This window comes from Bacillus sp. GbtcB14, assembly GCF_019091205.1.
GTDB lineage: Bacteria > Bacillota > Bacilli > Bacillales > Bacillaceae_G > Bacillus_A > Bacillus_A cereus_AG.
The window spans coordinates 662,973-681,793 of sequence record NZ_JAGXJT010000003.1; the positions used below are offsets into that span (position 1 = coordinate 662,973).

Below are 18,821 nucleotides of genomic sequence, written 5' to 3' on the forward strand. Positions count from 1 at the left end.
TGCTTCCTGCACTATTCAAATTTCGTTGTCATTGTTCCGGTTTTATACCGATTGTTAGGATCGAAACGTAATAAATCTCCATAAATGAGTTTGTCGGAGAGTTTCAATTCAGTTTTTGCTTTTTCAATATTCGGTTGACATAATGAAATGTCCGCTTCTTCACCTGTATTTCGTTTATAGCACATGTTTTTTGTATAAACATAATCTTCCGAAACGAAGCTACCATCACGCATTACCATAAGTGGGTCTTTTTCTTTAATAAATAAGTCAGTCCCAAATTCAACGGATTGATTTGTTTTAATGCCAAGTAAATGAAGTAGCGTTGGTTTAATATCAATTTGACCAGATACTTTAGAAATGACTTTTCCTTCTTGACCAGGTACATGAATAATGAGAGGGACGCGTTGTAATTGCATAGAATCAAACGGTGTAATAGCGTCTTTCCCAAGGAACTGAGCCATAGCTGCGTTATGGTTTTCAGAAATACCGTAATGATCTCCATAAATGACAATAACGGAATTATCATACAGTCCTTCGTCTTTTAATTGTTTAATAAATAATTTAAGAGCTTCATCCGTGTAACGAACGGTTGGGAAGTAGCGGTTTACAACACCACTTTCCGAATTAAACTCATCAACATATTGATCTTCTGGATTTAGAAGAAATGGAAAATGGTTTGTTAAAGTAATAAATTTTGTATAGAACGGTTGTGGTAAAGATTTTAGCTTTGGAATCGATTGTTCAAAGAACTCTTTATCTTTTAATCCCCAGCCGACAGACATTTGTTCTGTGCCTACGTAATCATTTAAATTAAAGTAACGATCATATCCGAGTGCAGGATACATTACATCCCGATTCCAAAACGTTTTATCGTTTGAATGGAAGACAGCAGAAGAATATCCGTATTTCTTTAATTGCTCTGGTGTAGCTGTATATTCATTTGTTGCGTGAGTAAAGAATACAGAACCGCGGTCTAACGGATAAAGTGAATTTTCAACGATAAATTCAGCATCAGAAGTTTTACCTTGTCCTGTTTGATGATAGAAGTTATCGAAATAAAAACTATCTTTAATAAATTCATTTAAAAATGGAGTAATTTCTTTTCCATTTATTTTTTTATTTATAACAAAACTTTGTGTAGATTCCATTGAAATCAAAATTACATTTTTCCCTTTTGCAGCTCCAAATAAGTTTTTATCAACTTGCTTATCTTTTGAGTCTGTATAGTTTTTAATTTCAGAGAATCCGTCGCCGCTTGCAAATACACGTTCAGCTGAAGATTTAGATTGAAGTGTAATATCGAATAGATGGTATGTGTATAAACCTAAATTTTTCACGACAGTTTGACGATCAAATGAGCGTGAGAACATTTGTGGTTTATAAATAACTGAAACAACAATTTGTAGTGCTAATAAAGCTGTTACACCGCTAAAGAAAGTTCGCTTCTCAGAGCGAGAAAGCGGGGTCTTGTCACAAAATGCCGGAAATTTACGCGAAAGAAACATTAAAATAATTGCATCTGCAAATAAAAGTAATGTTTTATACGTAAAGAGCTCTTTTATACTCGTTCCTAAATCAGCCATATTATTTGTTTGGAATAAAACTGGGAATGTAACGAAATCGTTATAAAACCCATAAAACATTGCATTTCCAAATAAAATAAAGGACAGTATAAAACTGGTTCCAATAATAATTCGGTTTCGGTACTTAGATGCAAGTAAAGCGAAACCAAAAAATAAAAGTAACGAAGCTAGTGGGTTAATAAAAAGCATAAATTCTTCAAAGAAGTTATCAATTCTAATATCAAATGCTAGCTTGTACACAATATATGTTTTTATCCATAATAAAACGACTGCAACGAGTGCAAATCGCAGTTTTGGAAACAGATTTTGTAGCATAATATACTCCTCTCCTAAAAGCATGACGGTTCTTGTGAGCCGGTTTGATTAGCGCCTCATTTTCTATATACGAACAGTCCTTTGTTATTATGTTTATTATACTATGAGTATCATTATACGAAAATAAAAGAGAGTTGTGGGCTTTTTTATAATAATTGAGTAGAAAAAGGGCAGTGGGAGACAATAAAACGGAGTTTCTATGTATGATAATTATCGTGCGCAGAAAGAATCGAGTAATAAAACGGAGGTTATAATGCGAAAATTATTATATTTTATAGTATGCAGTAGTGTTATACTTTTTGCCTCACCGAGTATGTCAGTAGCGCAATATGATGCACCCCTTATGGAAGATGCACTTTATTCTGTTTTATTTCCAAAAATAAATAAGGCAATTGAAAAACAATATGGGAGCTTGAAGCCTTATGAATGTCCTAAAATTATTAGTTTAAAAAAAGTGTATAGTGGTACATATTTATTTCAAGCGAGTATTGAAGTAACGAAGTATGAACGTGTTGCTGGGAAAATTGCTCCACCATTTGAGAAGGTAACGATTACATTTAATAACGAAGAGGGCGAATGGGAAGTGACAAAGGTTTCAGTAAAGCGCTTACCAAATGATACGAAATTAAACTGTAAAAAAACAATATAAAAAATTGTTTGACAAATAAAATGGTCCTTTGGTATTGTTAATAGCAACAATTAGATGTTTGAAAATTAAATAGACTTACCTCATCTACTCTCAAAGGTAGAGGCCGCAATAGGAAAGAGTAAGCTATGGGAGATTTAATGGAATCTGTGATCATAGGTTGAAAGGGACTATTGCCGAAATATAAGAATAACCATCTTATTCATATATTGGGACTGCATTGAATAAATGTAGTACTGTCATAATATTTATTTTATGGAGAGCTATTTGGAGATGTTGATGCGGTTTCTTATTTTGAGGAGATAACAACTCGTTTATTTTTTCAATATATATTTTTCCTAATAAGAAACGCGTGTGAACATTGTTCCGCGCGTTTTTTGTCTATCTAAAAGCGTGCTGCAATGAATAGAAGATTGGGGTTATGAGTTTTAGAGGAAATAAGGGAGGAATTCAAATGTATTTACACGGCACAAGCCGAATCAATGGGCAAGGACACTTAGAAATTGGTGGGTGCGATACGACGCAGCTAGCAAAACAATACGGAACACCACTTTATGTATACGATGAAGAGTCTATTCGAGGAAAGTGCCGCGCGTTTCATCGTGCTTTTAAAGAAAGTGGTTTCTCTTATCAAGTAGCATATGCAAGCAAGGCGTTCTTGTGCATGGAGATGTGCCGAGTAGCTCGTGAAGAGAATATGTCTTTAGACGTTGTTTCTGGAGGGGAATTATATACTGCGCTCCAAGCTGGTTTTCCGGCATCGCGTATTCATTTTCACGGAAATAATAAAACAGAAGAAGAAATGATTATGGCTCTTCAGGCAAATATCGGTTGTTTTGTAGTAGATAATTTCTTAGAATTAGAAATCTTACATGATTTAGCAATGCAACATGGGAAATTTGTGAACATATTAATCCGTGTAACGCCTGGAGTAGAGGCACATACACACGAATATATAACAACAGGTCAAGAAGATTCGAAATTTGGATTTGGTGTTTCAAATGGTCAAGCGATGCAAGCGATTGAGTTAGCTTTGCAAAAATCAAATTATAATGTGCTAGGAATTCACTCGCACATCGGATCACAAATATTCGAAACGGCTGGTTTTGTTCGAGCAATTGAAGTTCTTCGCCAATTTTTAGAAGAAGTGAGAGAGCAAATGAATTATGTAGTAAAAGTGTTAAATGTGGGCGGAGGATTCGGAATACGCTACACAGAGTCAGATACGCCATTAACTCTTGAGACATATGTGCGAGCTGTAACAAATGCAGTGAGAGAACAATTTACAGTATGTGAATATCCGCTGCCAGAAATATGGGTTGAACCAGGTCGTAGCATTGTAGGTGATACTGGAACGACAATTTATACAGTCGGATCTGTGAAAGACATTCCTGGTATTCGGAAATATGTATCAGTGGATGGCGGAATGACAGATAATTTAAGACCTGCCTTATATAGCGCGCGTTATGAAGCGATGCTAGCGAATCGAGGGAATGATACGAATGAGGAACTCGTTTCGATTGCTGGGAAATGCTGTGAGAGTGGAGACATGCTGATTTGGGATATTAATCTACCGAAAGTTGCTTCTGCCGATTTACTAGCAGTTTCTTGTACGGGGGCATATGGGTACTCGATGGCCAATAATTATAATCGGATTCGTAGACCAGCTGTCGTCTTCGTGAAAGGTGGTACATCACAAATTGTTGTAGAACGCGAAACATATGAAAATATTATTGGGAACGATCGCATACGTATTAAAGAACTTGTTTAAATAGAGAAAAGGAGTTGTTCGGATGGGCAATTCCTTTTTTGTAAAATAAAATAATTAAAATATATCGGAAAACTAGGATTGAAAAAAATCAGAATTGTGATAAAATACAAATACAAAGCTTATCAAGAGAAGCGGAGGGAACTGGCCCGACGAAGCTCGGCAACCTGCTTATAGAAAGCAAGGTGCTAAATCCAGCAAAATGGAATCCATTTTGAAAGATAAGGTAAAATATATTACCGAACAGTCTTTTCGAAATGGGAAAGATTTTTTTTATGAATAAAAAGGGGGGCTGTTCGCGTGAGTGTACGAGAACATTTTGAGGAAGTATCTGAGAAAATTCAAGCGATGCTTGCTGATATGAAATATGGTTCAATTACAATTGTTGTGCAAGACGGAAAAGTCATTCAATTAGAGAAAAGTGAAAAAGTACGTTTAAAGTAAAAAGCGCTGACTAGAAAAACTAGAGGCGGTTTTAACCTATTTTATTAGGTTAAAACCGTCTTTTTGCTTTTACAGGGGGAAAAAACATGTTGACGTATGAAACGTGGGAAGAAAATAGTGTTTCATTTTCAGAAGAAGATGAAACAAAAGGCGCGCTATCGGTATTAAGTTGGGCTTATAAAGAATATAAAAATGAAATTGTATACGCATGTAGCTTTGGAGTAGAAGGGATGGTATTACTGCATCTTATAAACCAAGTAAATCCATCTGCTAAAGTTGTATTTTTAGATACAAATGTTCATTTTCAAGAAACGTATGAATTAATTCAAAAAGTGCGGGGACGATTTCCTTCATTAAATATTATAGAAAAACAGCCGGAACTTACACTTGATGAACAAGCGAAGTTGCATGGTGAAAAATTATGGGAAAGTAATCCGAATCTTTGTTGTAAAATCAGGAAAATTTTACCGTTAGAAAAATCATTAGCAGCGGAAAAAGCGTGGATATCGGGCTTAAGGAGGGAACAATCAGAAACGCGTAAGCATACAAAGTTTATAAATCAAGATCATCGCTTTCAATCTATTAAAGTTTGTCCGCTCATTCATTGGACGTGGAAAGAAGTATGGCGATATGTATACAAACATAGCTTGCCATATAACCCGCTGCATGATATTGGATATCCAAGTATTGGGTGTGAGAAGTGTACGTTACCTGTAGGAGAGGGTGGCGATTCGAGAGATGGTAGATGGGCTGGGAAAGTGAAAACAGAATGTGGTCTTCATTACCAATAAGAAGAATTTGAAAATAAAGCTAAGAGAGGGTATAGAAAATGAGTACAAGAAACGAATTAATAAATCGAATAGACGAGACATACGACGTATCACAAATTGAAAAAGAAATTCAACTGGATAACATTGCGTTAAGTGATTTAGAGCTATTAGCAACAGGGGCGTATAGCCCGCTTACTGGTTTTTTAGGAAAGAAAGATTATGATTCGGTCGTAGAAACGCTTCGTTTAGATAATGGGAGCGTTTGGAGTATACCAATTACATTACCAGTAACAGAAGAAGTAGCAGAGAGTCTGAAAGCTGGAGAGGAAGTAAAACTTGTTAACGGTGGAAATGTATATGGTGTCATTCAAATAGAAGATATTTTTGTGCCTGATAAGGAAAAAGAAGCGTTACTAGTGTATAAAACGACGGATGAGGCTCATCCTGGAGTGAAAAAATTATACGAAAGACCGAACGTTTACGTCGGAGGAGCTATTGTTCTTACAAAACGCTTTGAAAATAATCCGTTTCCTTCTTATGATTTAGATCCAATTGAAACGAGAAAAGAATTTAAAAAACGTGGTTGGAAAACAGTGGTTGGATTTCAAACGAGAAATCCGGTACATCGTGCCCATGAATACATTCAAAAATCTGCTCTTGAAATTGTAGATGGCCTCTTTTTAAATCCGCTTGTTGGGGAAACGAAGTCAGACGATATTCCTGCTGATGTAAGGATGGAAAGCTATGAAGTATTACTTCAAAACTATTATCCGAAAGATCGTGTCTTTTTAAGTGTATTTCCTGCAGCAATGCGTTACGCGGGACCAAGGGAAGCGATATTCCATGCATTAGTCAGAAAGAATTTTGGATGCACCCATTTTATCGTAGGGCGCGATCATGCAGGAGTAGGAGATTATTACGGGACTTATGAAGCGCAAGAAATTTTTACAAACTTTACAGTGGAAGAGTTAGGGATTACACCGTTATTTTTTGAACATAGTTTTTACTGCACGAAATGCGAAGCGATGGCTTCGACGAAAACATGCCCGCACGGAAAAGAGGATCATGTCATTTTATCAGGTACAAAAGTAAGAGAGCTATTAAGAAACGGTGAGGTTCCACCGAGTACATTTAGTCGTAAAGAAGTAGTGGAAGTGCTAATTAAAGGTTTGAAAAAAGAAGTAGTAACAGAATAGGGAGAGAATGAGATGGATACGAATATTACTTGGCATACAGCATCTGTTTCAAAAGATGAGAGAAGAGTAAAAAGTGGGCATCATAGTTTTGTAGTTTGGTTTACTGGTCTATCAGCTTCAGGTAAATCTACGGTGGCGAACGCGGTTGCTCGTAAACTATTTGAAAAAAATATTGGAAACTATGTACTAGATGGGGATAATATACGCCACGGTTTAAATAAAGACTTAGGTTTTTCTGAAAGTGATCGTATGGAAAATATAAGACGGATTGGCGAAGTGGCGAAGCTATTTGTAGATCAAGGTACGGTTGTTCTTACAGCGTTTATTTCACCATTTCGAGTAGACCGAAAACAAGTTAGGGATTTATTAGCTGTAGATGAGTTTATAGAAGTGTTTGTAAAGTGTCCAATTGAAGAGTGTGAGAAGCGTGATCCGAAAGGGCTTTATAAAAAAGCAAGACAAGGTGATATTAAAGAATTTACTGGTGTTGATTCACCGTATGAGGAACCAGAACAAGCGGAATTAATTGTAGAAACGCACAAGTATTCTATTGAAGAATGTGCAGAACAAATCGTGAAGTACCTACAAGAGCGTAGTTTTATATAGGGGGATTTAAAAATGAGTTATGAAAAAGCATGGGCTAACAATGAAAAGTTAAATCAAACTGAGAAAAATAAATTAAAAAAAGATGGATTGGAAATTTTTAATGATATTCCTTACTATGCGGAGAATGGGTTTGAATCTATTCCGAAAGAAGAGTGGGACGCATTCAAATGGGCAGGGTTGTATTTACAAAGACCGAAAGAAGCTGGTTATTTTATGATGCGTGTAAATATTCCTTCAGGGATTATTACGAATGCACAGGCAGAAGTGCTTGCTTCTATCGCTGAGGATTATGGGCGTGACGTAATAGATATTACGACAAGACAGGCGATTCAGTTTCATTGGTTAGAAATTCATCAAATCCCAGATATTTTTAAAAGATTAGCGAGAGTTGGGTTATCTTCAGCTGGGGCTTGTGGTGATATAACGCGTAATATTACAGGGAATCCACTTGCTGGTATTGATGCAAATGAGCTGTTTGATACAACTGGTATTGTGAAAGAGGTATATGACTATTTCCAACATAATGAAGAGTTTTCTAATTTACCACGTAAATTTAAAATGTCTATTAGTTCTAACGTTTATAACTCAGCAAACGCAGAGATTAACTGTGTTGCATTTACACCTGCAACGAAAGAAATAGATGGTGAGAAAAAAGTTGGTTTTCATATAAAAGTAGGTGGTGGATTATCCGCTCGTCCATATTTAGCTGATGAATTAGATGCATTTGTTTTACCAGAAGAAGTGAAGACGGTAGCGATTGCGATTGCTACGATATTCCGTGATTTTGGATACCGTGAAAAACGTCATTTAGCTCGTTTGAAATTTCTTGTTGCAGACTGGGGAGCAGAGAAATTTAAAGAGAAACTAATAGAGTATACAGGGCCTTTACAAAGTAAGGGAGAAAGTGCTCTCAAAGGATGGAATGCAGGATATTTCTATGGTGTTCAAGATCAAAAACAAGATGGACTAAAATATGTAGGTTTTAATGTGCCGGTAGGACGTTTACATGCAGAAGAAATGTTTGAGATTGCAAGAATCGCTAAGCAGTATGGAAATGGACAAATTCGTACATGTAACTCGCAAAATTTCATTATTCCGAATGTTCCGCCAGAAAATGTAACGGGTTTACTAAATGAGCCGTTGTTTGAAGCGATATCAGCAAGTCCGAAATCATTTATTGGTCATGCGGTTTCCTGCACTGGTATTGAGTATTGCAATCTTGCTTTAGTAGAAACGAAAGAAAGATTACGTCAAATTGCCGAATACTTAGATACACAAATTGCACTCGATGTTCCGGTACGAATTCATATGGTAGGATGCCCGAATTCATGTGGGCAACGTCAAATTGCTGACATTGGATTACAAGGGGTGAAAATGAAAACGAAGGAAAAAGGAATTGTTGAAGCATTTGAAATATATGTAGGTGGAACGTTGTTAGAGGGCGGTGCTTACAATCAAAAGTTAAAAGGGAAAATAGATGGCGAGGATCTACCTGATGTACTTGCATCATTTATAGGTTATTTCAAAGAGAATAAATTACCAGCTGAAACGTTTTATGATTTTGTCGGTCGTGTTGGTGTAGAGACATTACAAATAGCGTTAAATATTGTTTTAGAAGAAGTAATAGCGTCTTAGGGGGGACAATATGGATTTATATCGATTTGAAGCTGTGTTAGTAAATAGTGTTGTTCCGATTGTTGTTGTTGCTCAAAGTGAAGAACAGGCATTTAAGCTCGCGGAGATGGAGCTTGAAAAGCATTTTTTACCGCTGCCAGAAGTAAAGGAGATTTCCCTATTTGAAAAGAAGAAGATTCGAAAAGGTGCGGCATTTGTTATTCATGAGTAGGGAAAAGGTAATACGAAATAATGAAAACTTCCATTCGTATATAAGGATGGAAGTTTCACTTTAATAATAGAAATGAGGAGAGATGATGGGGAAGGTTTATATCGTTGGTGCAGGTCCTGGTGATCCAGATTTAATTACTGTGAAAGGGTTGAAATGTATTGAGAAGGCAGATGTTATTTTATACGACCGTCTCGTGAATAAAGAGTTGCTTTCCTATGCACAGCCTGAAGCGGATTTAATTTATTGCGGAAAACTACCAAATTATCACACGATGAAGCAAGAGACAATTAACACATTTCTTATTAAATATGCGAAAAAGGGAAAAGTTGTAACGAGGCTAAAGGGCGGGGATCCATTTGTATTTGGTAGAGGGGGAGAAGAAGCTGAAGCGTTAGCAAAGCAAGGTGTACCATTTGAAATCGTACCTGGTATTTCAGCTGGAATAGCTGCTCCTGCTTATGCTGGTATTCCAGTGACACATCGTGATGCAAGTGCAAGTTTTGCTATTGTGACAGGGCATAGGAAAGAAGATGCTGAAGAGGAAGTGAAGTGGGAAAATTTAGCGAAAGGTGTAGAGACTTTAGCTGTATATATGGGGGTTAGTAATTTACCCTACATATGTGAACAACTGATGAAGTATGGAAAAGATAAAAGTACGCCTGCTGCTATTATTGAGCGGGGAACGACATCTATGCAGCGCACAGTTGTTGGGACGTTAGGAACAATTGTAGATGTTGCAAAAAAAGAACAAATTCAAAATCCGAGCATGATTGTAATTGGAGAAGTGGTCCGTTTTAGAGAAAAGATTCATTGGTTTGAGAAACAGACAGAAAGTACGTATCAAGTAAGCGGAGTGTTATAAAATGAAAGCCATCTTATATATATGTCATGGAAGTCGTCTGAAAGCAGCTAAAGAAGAAGCGGTTGCATTTATTACGTCATGCATGAACCGTGTAGAAGCAAGTGTTCAAGAAGTTTGTTTTTTAGAGTTAGCGAGTCCAACTATTGATGAAGGGTTCCGTACATGTGTGAAGCGTGGTGCTACAGAGATTATTGTTATTCCAGTTTTTCTGTTAGCGGCAGGTCATGTAAAAAAAGATATCCCGTTTGAATTGAAAAAGTTAAATAATCAATTTTTGAATGTTAAAGTGACCTATGGTAATCCGTTTGGTGTATCAGAAACACTTGTTAAATCGGTGTATAGCGGAAGCGGTATCGAACAGGAAGATAATAATGAAGTGACGCTACTTCTCGTTGCAAGAGGGAGTAGTGATCCTGAAGTATTAAAAGATATAAACTGGATCGCTTCTTTATTTCAAACGGAAGAGAAAATTAAAAAAGTAGAGGTTTGTTTTTTAGCGGCTGCTGAGCCGAAATTTGAGGAGAAGTTAAAGGAAGTTGTTGAACGAAAAGAAAAGAACATCGTTGTGCTGCCTTACTTGTTATTTACAGGTTTACTTATGAAACATATTGAAAAAGAAGTGCGCCAATATGAGGTGGATGAGATAAAAATAAGTCCGTATTTAGGAAAGAATGAAGCGTTTCAATATATGTTAATTCAGAAAACGAAGAAATTATTGAAGGGAGATCAATATGTATCCACTTACAGTGCGAGTTGAGAAGAAACGTGTTGTTGTCATTGGTGGAGGAAAAGTCGCTGGATTCAAAATTATTCCTTTACTAAAACAAGGTGCGGATATAGTTGTGGTAAGTCCTGAATTGGATGCGAATTTAGTGAAACTTGTGGAAGAAAAGAAAATTCGTTGGTATCAAAGGGAGTATGAAAAAAGTGATATTAAAGATGCTTTTCTAGTTGTTGCAGCGAGTGGTGATGCTGTATTAAATGAACAAGTTGCTGAAGATAGCACAGAGAATCAATTAGTAAATGTTATTACGAACCCGGAAAGTGGAAATGTTCATTTTCCGGCGGCGATTCATCGTGGTTTGCTTAATATAGCAGTTTCTACTGGGGGGGCGAGCCCGAAGCTTGCAAAAAAAATTCGTGATGATATCGCAAATAAATATGATGAGGCGTATGAAGCGTATCTTGATTTTTTATACGAAGTTAGAATGAAAGTGAAAGAATTACAAATAGAGAAAAGGCAGAGAAATATATTGTTGCAAGAAGTATTAAAGTCGATATACGTTCAAAGTGAACAAAAAAGAGAACTGTTTTTACAAGAATTAGAGAGAAAAATTCATGTCGGCTAGTGAATGAATTGTACTTTACAAATATAAAAATATAATTTATAATCACAAGTAACTTCAATAGATGAAATCGATGAGCAAGAAGAGTATGTATATTTGATACGTTCAGAGAGCTGGGGTAAGGTGTGAGCCCGGTACGATAAAATATACGGAATGGGCTTGCGAGAGGTATGTTGAACATTGTAGTAGGCAACCCGGGTTCCGCCGTTAAAAGGATAGAGTATCGGAATTATTCCTGTACTTGAACAAGTGGGATTTATCAATCCAATTGAGGTGGTACCACGGTATTTATATTACATATATCGTCCTCTACATGCATATTTGCGTGTAGGGGACTTTTTTATTTTCTAAAGGAGGTGTGCGAGTATGAAATGAAAGTGTATAATTAGTAAAAGTTTAAATATTCAGAAAAGGAGAATTTATGATGAAAGAAACACAGCAATGGACGTCGAAAATAGGCTTTGTACTCGCAGCAGCCGGAGCCGCAGTAGGTCTTGGTGCAATATGGAAATTTCCGTATGTTGCAGGTAATGGTGGAGGAGGCGCATTCTTCCTTGTATTTTTACTATTAACTGTATTTATAGGTATGCCGCTTCTTTTAGCTGAATTTGTTATTGGACGTAGTACGCAAAAAGAGGCAGTTACAGCGTATAAAGTATTAGTGCCAAATAGCAAGTTGTATCCTTGGATTGGTCGTATGGGAGTTGTTACTTGTTTTAGTGTACTCTCGTTCTATAGTGTTGTAGGTGGATGGATCTTACTATATTTATACTATAGTGTTACAGGAAGTTTCTGGAATGGTGTTGCTGATTATGGGCAATTGTTTGGTGAAACGATTTCAAATCCAGTAAGTGCGATTGGAGCGCAATTTCTCTTTATGCTTTGCACGATTTTTGTCGTAAGTAAAGGAGTAGAAAAAGGGATAGAGAAGGCAAGTAAGTACATGATGCCGCTATTATTTATTTTATTTATTGCGATCATTGTTCGTGCGTTAACACTTGATGGTGCTATGGCTGGGGTAGAATTCTTCTTAAAACCAGATTTTTCAAAACTGACAGCAGATACGATTTTATATGCGATGGGACAATCTTTCTTCTCACTAACAGTAGGTGCCTCAGTAATGGTCACGTATAGCTCGTATTTAAAGAAAGAAGAACATTTAGCTAAATCAGCAACATCTATTGTAAGCTTAACGATTTTTGTTACTGTACTGGCAGGATTAGCAATTTTCCCAGCGATTTTCGCATTAGGCGTTAAGCCGACTGAAGGGCCAGGACTACTGTTTATCGTCCTTCCAGCAGTATTTGCGAAAATACCATTGGGACAATTTTTCTTCATTATGTTTTTAGTTTTATTCTTTTTTGCGACTTTAACATCTGCGATTTCCATGCTTGAAATTGTAGTAGCATCTGTCGCGAAAGGCAATGAAAAAAAGCGTCCGTCAGCATCATTATTAATTGGTATTCTTATTTTTGCAGTTGGAATTCCATCAGCTTTATCGTTTGGCATTATGAGTGATGTGAAAATATTCGGGAAAACATTCTTTGACTTAGTCGACTTCTCGGTAAGTAACGTATTGTTGCCGCTAGGAGTACTGGCTATTTCATTGTTTGTACCAAATAAAATGAGTAAAGAGTTATTAATGAAAGAATTAGAAGTTACGGAAACGAAAGGGAAAACATTATTTAATATTTGGTTCTTCTTGCTTCGTTATGTTATTCCGGTAACTGTAATTATTGTATTTTTAAATGCGATAGGCGTATTTAAAATGTTTGCATAATAAAAAGACGGAGATTTCTCCGTCTTTTTATTATGTTGTAGGTGTATTTAATAAACGATTATATGCTTTATAGGCTGTGATGACTGCGAGAAATGAGCCGATTAAAAATAACGCGGAGCCGCCAAATGTAAATAGCCGGCCAATGTAAGTTTCTCTAGCTTCTTCTATTTCTTGTAGTAATTGTGTATTCATAGTCGATCACCCCGTAAACTATAGGCATTTAGTTATAGTCTATGTGGGAAGCCTATATTGTGTGAAGTGTAAATAAAAAACTCGGTATGCACCGAGTTTTTTATAATCCGATATAAGGAGATGGATCAACTGCGTTTGTCTTGCCGACATTCCATTCTCCAAGGTGAAGTTCAAAGTGTAAATGTTGTCCGTATGATTGACCAGTATTACCCATAAATCCAAGTTGAGTGCCTTGTTTTACAGTTTGTCCATTTGATACAGAACGGCTACTCATATGAGCATATACTGTCGTATATGTTTTTCCGTTTATACGGTGGGATAAGTACACAACGTTTCCGTAACTAGATGATAGTTCCGAGCGAATAACAACACCATCTGCAGCAGCGATAATTGGAACAGTTCCCGAAGCTGCGATATCGATTCCTTTATGATTATCTATAGAGCGCACGCCAAACCCAGAAGTTTTTGATCCAGCTGCTGGCTTAATAAAGCCGCCAATATTTGTATCGTGTGGTGTTGGGGCTGCTTGAACAGCTTGAGTTGTTTGGGCAGATGTAGCAGCTTGTTTCCGAGCTTCTTCAGCTTTGCGGGCTTCTTCAGCTTTACGAGCCTCTTCGGCACGTTTTTCTTCTTCAATTGCTTTTTGAACAGCTTGACGCTGATTTTCTAAAATACCTTTAGATTCTTCTAATCCTTCAATCTCTGAATCTACTTTTGCTACTTTCGTATGTAGATCGCTAATAAATGTTTGCTGCTGTTGTTGATTCGTTTGCAACTCTTGTTGTTTTTGAACTAATTTCTGTTCAGATTCTTTTAGTTGTTGCTCTTTTTTCTCGACAGCCTCTTTTTCTTTCGTCACAGCATTTTGGTCAGTTGTTTGTTTTTTCACAATATCAGTATCATTGTTTAAAATTAAACTGACAGAATACATATTATCAACAAGATCAGCAATGTTTGTAGAATTTGTTAATACCTCTGTAATGATATTTGTACGAGGTTTTTCTTGCATAGATTGTAAACGTTGCTTAATAACTTCCTGACGTGTATCTATGTTTGTTTGTAATTGCTCTATATGTTTCTTTTTCTCAGTAATTACTTGTTGTGTTTTACTAATTTCTTTTTTTGTATCGTTTAATTCAGCTTCGTTTTTATTAATAGAAGTAGTTAAATCGTCGATTTTCTTTTGTAATTCTTGAATTTCCTTTTCTATTTGTTCTTTCTCGGCTGATTTATTTTGTAAGTCATTTTGTTTTCCTTCTAATTCAGATTGAATATTAGATAATTTATCTTGATTCGTTTCAGCGTATGCAGGTGAAAGTAACGGAGAAACAAAAATCGTTCCTGCTGCTAAAACACTGAACGCTGCAAATTTCTTTTTCATGGTTGTCTGGCTCCTTTCCCTATGAATGTTATATATCATAAGAAGAAGGGTGTCTATCGTTGTAACCATAATGTAAAGAAAATTTTATAATTTTGCTAAGTTTTGTCGGAATTTATCATTTTTTAGCCTTAATTGTTATGTGTTTGCATTTTTTATGCGTGCCACAAAAATTTGGTGTTGATTAAATTTGTAAAATAAAGGTAAACGGAAGGCTATTTTATATAATGAAAGGTTATTTAGGAAACCAATAAAACACTGGTGAGGAATCGTTCTCATGTGAGGTTTTCTGACATGGGTTTTGTTTTTGTCAAGAAAATTATTTGCGTTCGGGCAAACTTATTTTGTTGTCAGATTTTAAATTTTGATTTATGATTTTTAACAGGGACAAAATGTAGTGAATTGTCGAATAATATGTAATACTCTTAATTTCAAGTTTTATAGAGATAGAATGAGAGATAGAGTGACACATCGAAGAGGGGGTTACAACAAGTATGAAAAGAATAGGACTTGCATGGCAAATTTTAATAGGACTTGCCCTAGGTATCGCGGTTGGGGCAATTTTTTATGGCGATAGCACAGTTGTAGGGTACCTAAAACCAATTGGTGATATTTTTATCCGATTAATTAAAATGATCGTTGTGCCGATTGTTGTAGCAAGTATTGTTGTTGGGGTTGCTGGTGTTGGCGATGTAAAAAAATTAGGCCGACTAGGCGGAAAAACAATTATTTACTTTGAAATTATTACAACACTTGCAATTGTTGTTGGTCTGTTAATAGCGAATATTTTCCAACCGGGAAAAGGCGTGAATATGGATCAATTAACAAAGACTGATATTTCTAAATATGCAGAAACAACATCTCAAGTACAAAGTCATTCGTTTGCAGATACATTTGTGAATATCGTTCCAACGAATATTATGAAATCATTGGTTGAGGGCGATATGCTTGCGATTATCTTCTTCTCTGTACTATTTGGTTTAGGAGTTGCGGCGATTGGTGAAAGAGGGAGACCGGTTCTTCAATTTTTCCAAGGTGTAGCAGATGCGATGTTTTACGTGACTAACCAAGTTATGAAATTTGCACCGTTTGGTGTATTCGCATTAATTGGTGTAACAGTTTCGACGTTTGGCTTATCTTCATTAATTCCATTAGGGAAATTAGTCATAGTTGTATATGGTGCGATGATTTTCTTCGTTGTAGTCGTACTAGGACTTACAGCGAAACTATTTGGAATTAACATTTTCCAATTCTTTAAGATTTTAAAAGACGAGCTGATCTTAGCATACTCTACAGCAAGTTCAGAAACAGTTTTGCCGAAAATTATGGAGAAGATGGAAAAATTCGGTTGTCCGAAAGCAATTACATCTTTCGTTATTCCAACAGGTTATTCGTTTAACTTAGATGGATCAACACTATATCAAGCAATTGCAGCAATTTTCTTAGCGCAAATGTATGGTATTGAATTATCCATTACACAACAAATTACATTATTACTTGTATTAATGGTTACATCAAAAGGTATTGCGGGTGTACCGGGCGTATCATTCGTTGTATTATTAGCAACACTTGGTACAGTAGGTATTCCAGCTGAAGGTTTAGCCTTCATCGCTGGTATTGACCGTATTTTAGATATGGCCCGTACAGCAGTTAACGTTGTAGGTAACTCTTTAGCAGCTGTAGTTATGTCTAAGTGGGAAGGTCAGTATGACGCTGAAAAAGGACAAGCTTATTTAGAGGAAATTTCCAATAAACAAGCAGCTTAAATTATAATTTGAACAAGCTCTCACATAATATGTGGGGGCTTTTCTATATAGAAGGGGAGCGGACGTAATGAAACGTAAATATGGTGACGGTTCTTCGTGGAAGCGACTAATAGAGAAAGATTATACGGTTAAGCAAATAGAAGAGGGAATGCTAGGAATACTGGAAATAAAAAAGGTTAGGGAACCTAGTTATAAAGAATATGATGGGAAAGAACTTTGTATTGCAGGGAATCAGTATACGTGGATTCAATATTTCATAAATGGGGAGAACTTTGCGATTACAGCCATGTTAGATGATCAGAAAAAATTAGTGCAATATTACATCGATGTGACGAAAGAATATAAAATAGACGACCGTGGTTTACCGTATTTTGATGATTTATATTTAGATGTAGTGTTATTACCGAACGGTAAGATGTATGTACTCGATGAAGATGAGCTAGAGGGTGCTTATAAAAGTGCCGATGTTACAAAAGAAGAGTATGATTTAGCTTGGTGCACTACGAAATGGATAATAGCTGCAATAAACAATAGTGAATTTTATTGGATTTCAATATTAGAAGAAGAAATCCAAAAGTTAAAATGAGTATTGTATTCAAATTTTTGCATAATTACCAAAAAAATCTATACAAAAAATAATTGACTTTTGTTTTGTAAGCGAGTAAAGTTAGGGAAGAAATTATTATTAAAAAATAAATATGAAACCTTCTTATAAAGAGAGGCGGAGGGACTGGCCCTACGATGCCTCGGCAGCGGACTCGATTTCAGAGTGCTGTGCCAAATCCAGCAAGCATGTGCTTGAAAGATGAGAAGAGCGTTTCTTATAGATGTATAAGACCTCTTCTCGTTGGAAGAGGTCTTTTGTTGTTCAGTAGAAAAGGTTTAAAACTAGGGAGAGATGATACTTTGAAAGAAACGAGAGGAAATGGTTTAGCTTTATTACCGCTTGGAATATTTTTGGCACTATTTATTGGTTCTGGAATTATTACAGGTGATTTCTATAAATTGCCGATACTTGTAGCGATTTCAATTGCTGTAGGAGTCGCTTTAGCAATGAATCGTAAAGAAAGCTTTAATGTAAAAGTGGAACGATTTGCTAAAGGTGCAGGGAATCCAGATATTATGATTATGGTTTTAATTTTTGTACTGGCAGGAGCGTTCTCTGAAACAGCAAAAGGGATGGGCGGCGTTGATTCTACAGTTAACTTAGCGTTATCAATTTTACCGCAAGGATTTATCGTAGCTGGAATTTTTGTTATCGGGGCATTTATTTCATTAGCGATGGGAACTTCAATGGGAACAATTGCTGCATTAGCACCAATTGCTGTAGGTATTAGTGGGCAAACTGATATCTCAATTGCACTTACGATGGCGACAGTTGTTGGCGGAGCGATGTTTGGTGATAATTTATCATTTATTTCAGATACAACAATCGCAGCTGTACGCTCGCAAGGAACAGAAATGAAAGATAAGTTTAAAACGAACTTTTTAATTGTATTACCGGCAGCTATTATTACAATTGTACTATTAGTAATCATTACTTTAGGAAGCGACACGCAGATTAAAGCGCATAGCTTTGACTGGATAAAGATTTTACCGTATGCAGGAGTACTTATTACAGCGCTACTGGGTTGGAATGTACTTATTGTGTTAACTGGTGGAACTGTACTATCCGGCGTTATCGGTCTTTTAGATGGTAGTTACACGTTAGAGAGTTTCTTTAAAAGTGTAACGACTGGAATGGGCGGTATGATGGAGTTAGTATTACTTGCTATTTTAATTGGTGGTATGGTCGAACTGATTCAATATAATGGTGGTATTCAATATTTAATGAATATTTTAACTCGTAACATTCGTTCAAAAAAAGGAGCGGAGTTCGGTATTGCTGGCTTAGTGAGTATGACGAATATGTGTACAGCGAATAATACGATTTCTATTATCTTTACAGGTCCGCTTGCGAAAAACATTGCAGACCAATATGAAATTGATCCTCGTAAATCAGCGAGTGTATTAGATCTTTTCTCGTGTTGTGTGCAAGGATTAATTCCGTATGGTGCGCAAATGTTAACTGCAGCAGGATTTGCAGCGTTATCTCCGATTGAATTGTTACCATATGCGTTTTATCCGATTTTAGTTGGAGTATGCGGAATCATTTCTATATTAATTGGTTTCCCGAGGTTTTCTAAAGTAGCGGGAAAGAAAGAGTATCATAAAACAGCATAAGTAAAATGAAGTTTATGAAATAGTAACGAAAGCCGTACAGAGAATGTTCTCTGTACGGCTTTTTATGTGCGATAAAAGAGTGAATCATCCTATCCTACCG

Annotated in this window: 18 protein-coding genes, 3 riboswitches and 1 other annotated feature; of the genes, 15 read left to right on the forward strand and 3 right to left on the reverse strand. The window is 36.2% G+C overall.

What is annotated here, in order from left to right:
- Positions 1 to 11 precede the first annotated feature (11 nt).
- The gene (locus KVT31_RS12400) at positions 12 to 1,898 is read right to left on the reverse strand and encodes an LTA synthase family protein (RefSeq protein WP_088095707.1); all 1,887 of its coding nucleotides are present in this window, start codon (positions 1,896 to 1,898) and stop codon (positions 12 to 14) included.
- Positions 1,899 to 2,151: 253 nt separating this feature from the next.
- Between KVT31_RS12400 and KVT31_RS12405 the strand changes: the two genes are divergently transcribed.
- The 12 genes from KVT31_RS12405 to KVT31_RS12460 all read left to right on the forward strand — a co-directional run bounded on the left by KVT31_RS12405 (position 2,152) and on the right by KVT31_RS12460 (position 13,162).
- Entirely contained in the window at positions 2,152 to 2,547 is a 396-nt protein-coding gene (locus KVT31_RS12405; RefSeq protein WP_170930124.1) for a DUF3888 domain-containing protein, read from the forward strand.
- A gap of 89 nt (positions 2,548 to 2,636) precedes the next feature.
- Positions 2,637 to 2,818: riboswitch (Lysine riboswitch) on the forward strand.
- Positions 2,819 to 2,998: 180 nt separating this feature from the next.
- Positions 2,999 to 4,315: a diaminopimelate decarboxylase gene (gene lysA, locus KVT31_RS12410; protein ID WP_088095709.1), complete on the forward strand. Its 1,317-nt coding sequence runs from the start codon at positions 2,999 to 3,001 to the stop codon at positions 4,313 to 4,315.
- A 116-nt stretch (positions 4,316 to 4,431) separates the two neighbouring features.
- A riboswitch (SAM riboswitch) is annotated at positions 4,432 to 4,540 on the forward strand.
- A 72-nt stretch (positions 4,541 to 4,612) separates the two neighbouring features.
- A complete protein-coding gene (locus KVT31_RS12415; protein WP_000116163.1) occupies positions 4,613 to 4,756 on the forward strand; it encodes a YezD family protein in 144 nt (47 codons plus the stop codon).
- A gap of 86 nt (positions 4,757 to 4,842) precedes the next feature.
- A complete protein-coding gene (locus tag KVT31_RS12420; RefSeq protein ID WP_088095710.1) occupies positions 4,843 to 5,547 on the forward strand; it encodes a phosphoadenylyl-sulfate reductase in 705 nt (234 codons plus the stop codon).
- Positions 5,548 to 5,585: 38 nt separating this feature from the next.
- On the forward strand, positions 5,586 to 6,722 hold the full coding sequence (sat, locus tag KVT31_RS12425) for a sulfate adenylyltransferase (RefSeq protein WP_088095711.1): 1,137 nt from the start codon (positions 5,586 to 5,588) through the stop codon (positions 6,720 to 6,722).
- Positions 6,723 to 6,734: 12 nt separating this feature from the next.
- Positions 6,735 to 7,328 carry an adenylyl-sulfate kinase gene (gene cysC, locus KVT31_RS12430; protein WP_087979939.1) on the forward strand — a complete coding sequence of 198 codons (594 nt, stop codon included), beginning with the start codon at positions 6,735 to 6,737 and terminating at the stop codon, positions 7,326 to 7,328.
- Between the two features lie 12 nt (positions 7,329 to 7,340).
- Entirely contained in the window at positions 7,341 to 8,963 is a 1,623-nt protein-coding gene (locus KVT31_RS12435; RefSeq protein ID WP_088095712.1) for a nitrite/sulfite reductase, read from the forward strand.
- A gap of 10 nt (positions 8,964 to 8,973) precedes the next feature.
- A complete protein-coding gene (locus KVT31_RS12440; protein WP_088095713.1) occupies positions 8,974 to 9,174 on the forward strand; it encodes a DUF3906 family protein in 201 nt (66 codons plus the stop codon).
- 85 nt (positions 9,175 to 9,259) lie between these two features.
- A complete protein-coding gene (gene cobA / locus KVT31_RS12445) occupies positions 9,260 to 10,036 on the forward strand; it encodes a uroporphyrinogen-III C-methyltransferase (protein ID WP_088095714.1) in 777 nt (258 codons plus the stop codon).
- Between the two features lies 1 nt (position 10,037).
- Complete coding sequence (locus tag KVT31_RS12450; RefSeq protein WP_088095715.1) at positions 10,038 to 10,793, forward strand: sirohydrochlorin chelatase; 756 nt, start codon at positions 10,038 to 10,040, stop codon at positions 10,791 to 10,793.
- Entirely contained in the window at positions 10,768 to 11,385 is a 618-nt protein-coding gene (locus tag KVT31_RS12455) for an NAD(P)-binding protein (protein ID WP_088095716.1), read from the forward strand. The genes KVT31_RS12450 and KVT31_RS12455 overlap by 26 nt, the downstream gene beginning before the upstream one ends.
- Before the next feature lie 61 nt (positions 11,386 to 11,446).
- Positions 11,447 to 11,695: a binding site (T-box leader), on the forward strand.
- 111 nt (positions 11,696 to 11,806) lie between these two features.
- Positions 11,807 to 13,162 (forward strand): sodium-dependent transporter, encoded by a 1,356-nt coding sequence (locus KVT31_RS12460; protein ID WP_140392396.1) that lies wholly within the window; start codon positions 11,807 to 11,809, stop codon positions 13,160 to 13,162.
- Between the two features lie 30 nt (positions 13,163 to 13,192).
- On the opposite strand, the gene KVT31_RS12465 is transcribed toward KVT31_RS12460, so the two are convergent.
- Positions 13,193 to 13,354, reverse strand: a complete 162-nt coding sequence (locus KVT31_RS12465; protein WP_170930125.1) for a hypothetical protein — start codon at positions 13,352 to 13,354, stop codon at positions 13,193 to 13,195.
- Positions 13,355 to 13,454: 100 nt separating this feature from the next.
- Positions 13,455 to 14,735, reverse strand: a complete 1,281-nt coding sequence (locus KVT31_RS12470) for a murein hydrolase activator EnvC family protein (protein ID WP_088095718.1) — start codon at positions 14,733 to 14,735, stop codon at positions 13,455 to 13,457.
- Positions 14,736 to 15,226: 491 nt separating this feature from the next.
- On the opposite strand from KVT31_RS12470, the gene gltP reads away from it, so the two are divergent.
- The 3 genes from gltP to KVT31_RS12485 all read left to right on the forward strand — a co-directional run bounded on the left by gltP (position 15,227) and on the right by KVT31_RS12485 (position 18,721).
- On the forward strand, positions 15,227 to 16,498 hold the full coding sequence (gene gltP, locus KVT31_RS12475) for a glutamate/aspartate:proton symporter GltP (RefSeq protein WP_088095719.1): 1,272 nt from the start codon (positions 15,227 to 15,229) through the stop codon (positions 16,496 to 16,498).
- 67 nt (positions 16,499 to 16,565) lie between these two features.
- Positions 16,566 to 17,084 carry a ribonuclease FAU-1 family protein gene (locus KVT31_RS12480; RefSeq protein WP_088095720.1) on the forward strand — a complete coding sequence of 173 codons (519 nt, stop codon included), beginning with the start codon at positions 16,566 to 16,568 and terminating at the stop codon, positions 17,082 to 17,084.
- A gap of 120 nt (positions 17,085 to 17,204) precedes the next feature.
- Positions 17,205 to 17,310, forward strand: a riboswitch (SAM riboswitch).
- Between the two features lie 94 nt (positions 17,311 to 17,404).
- Entirely contained in the window at positions 17,405 to 18,721 is a 1,317-nt protein-coding gene (locus KVT31_RS12485; protein WP_064470128.1) for a Na+/H+ antiporter NhaC family protein, read from the forward strand.
- Positions 18,722 to 18,821: the final 100 nt, after the last annotated feature.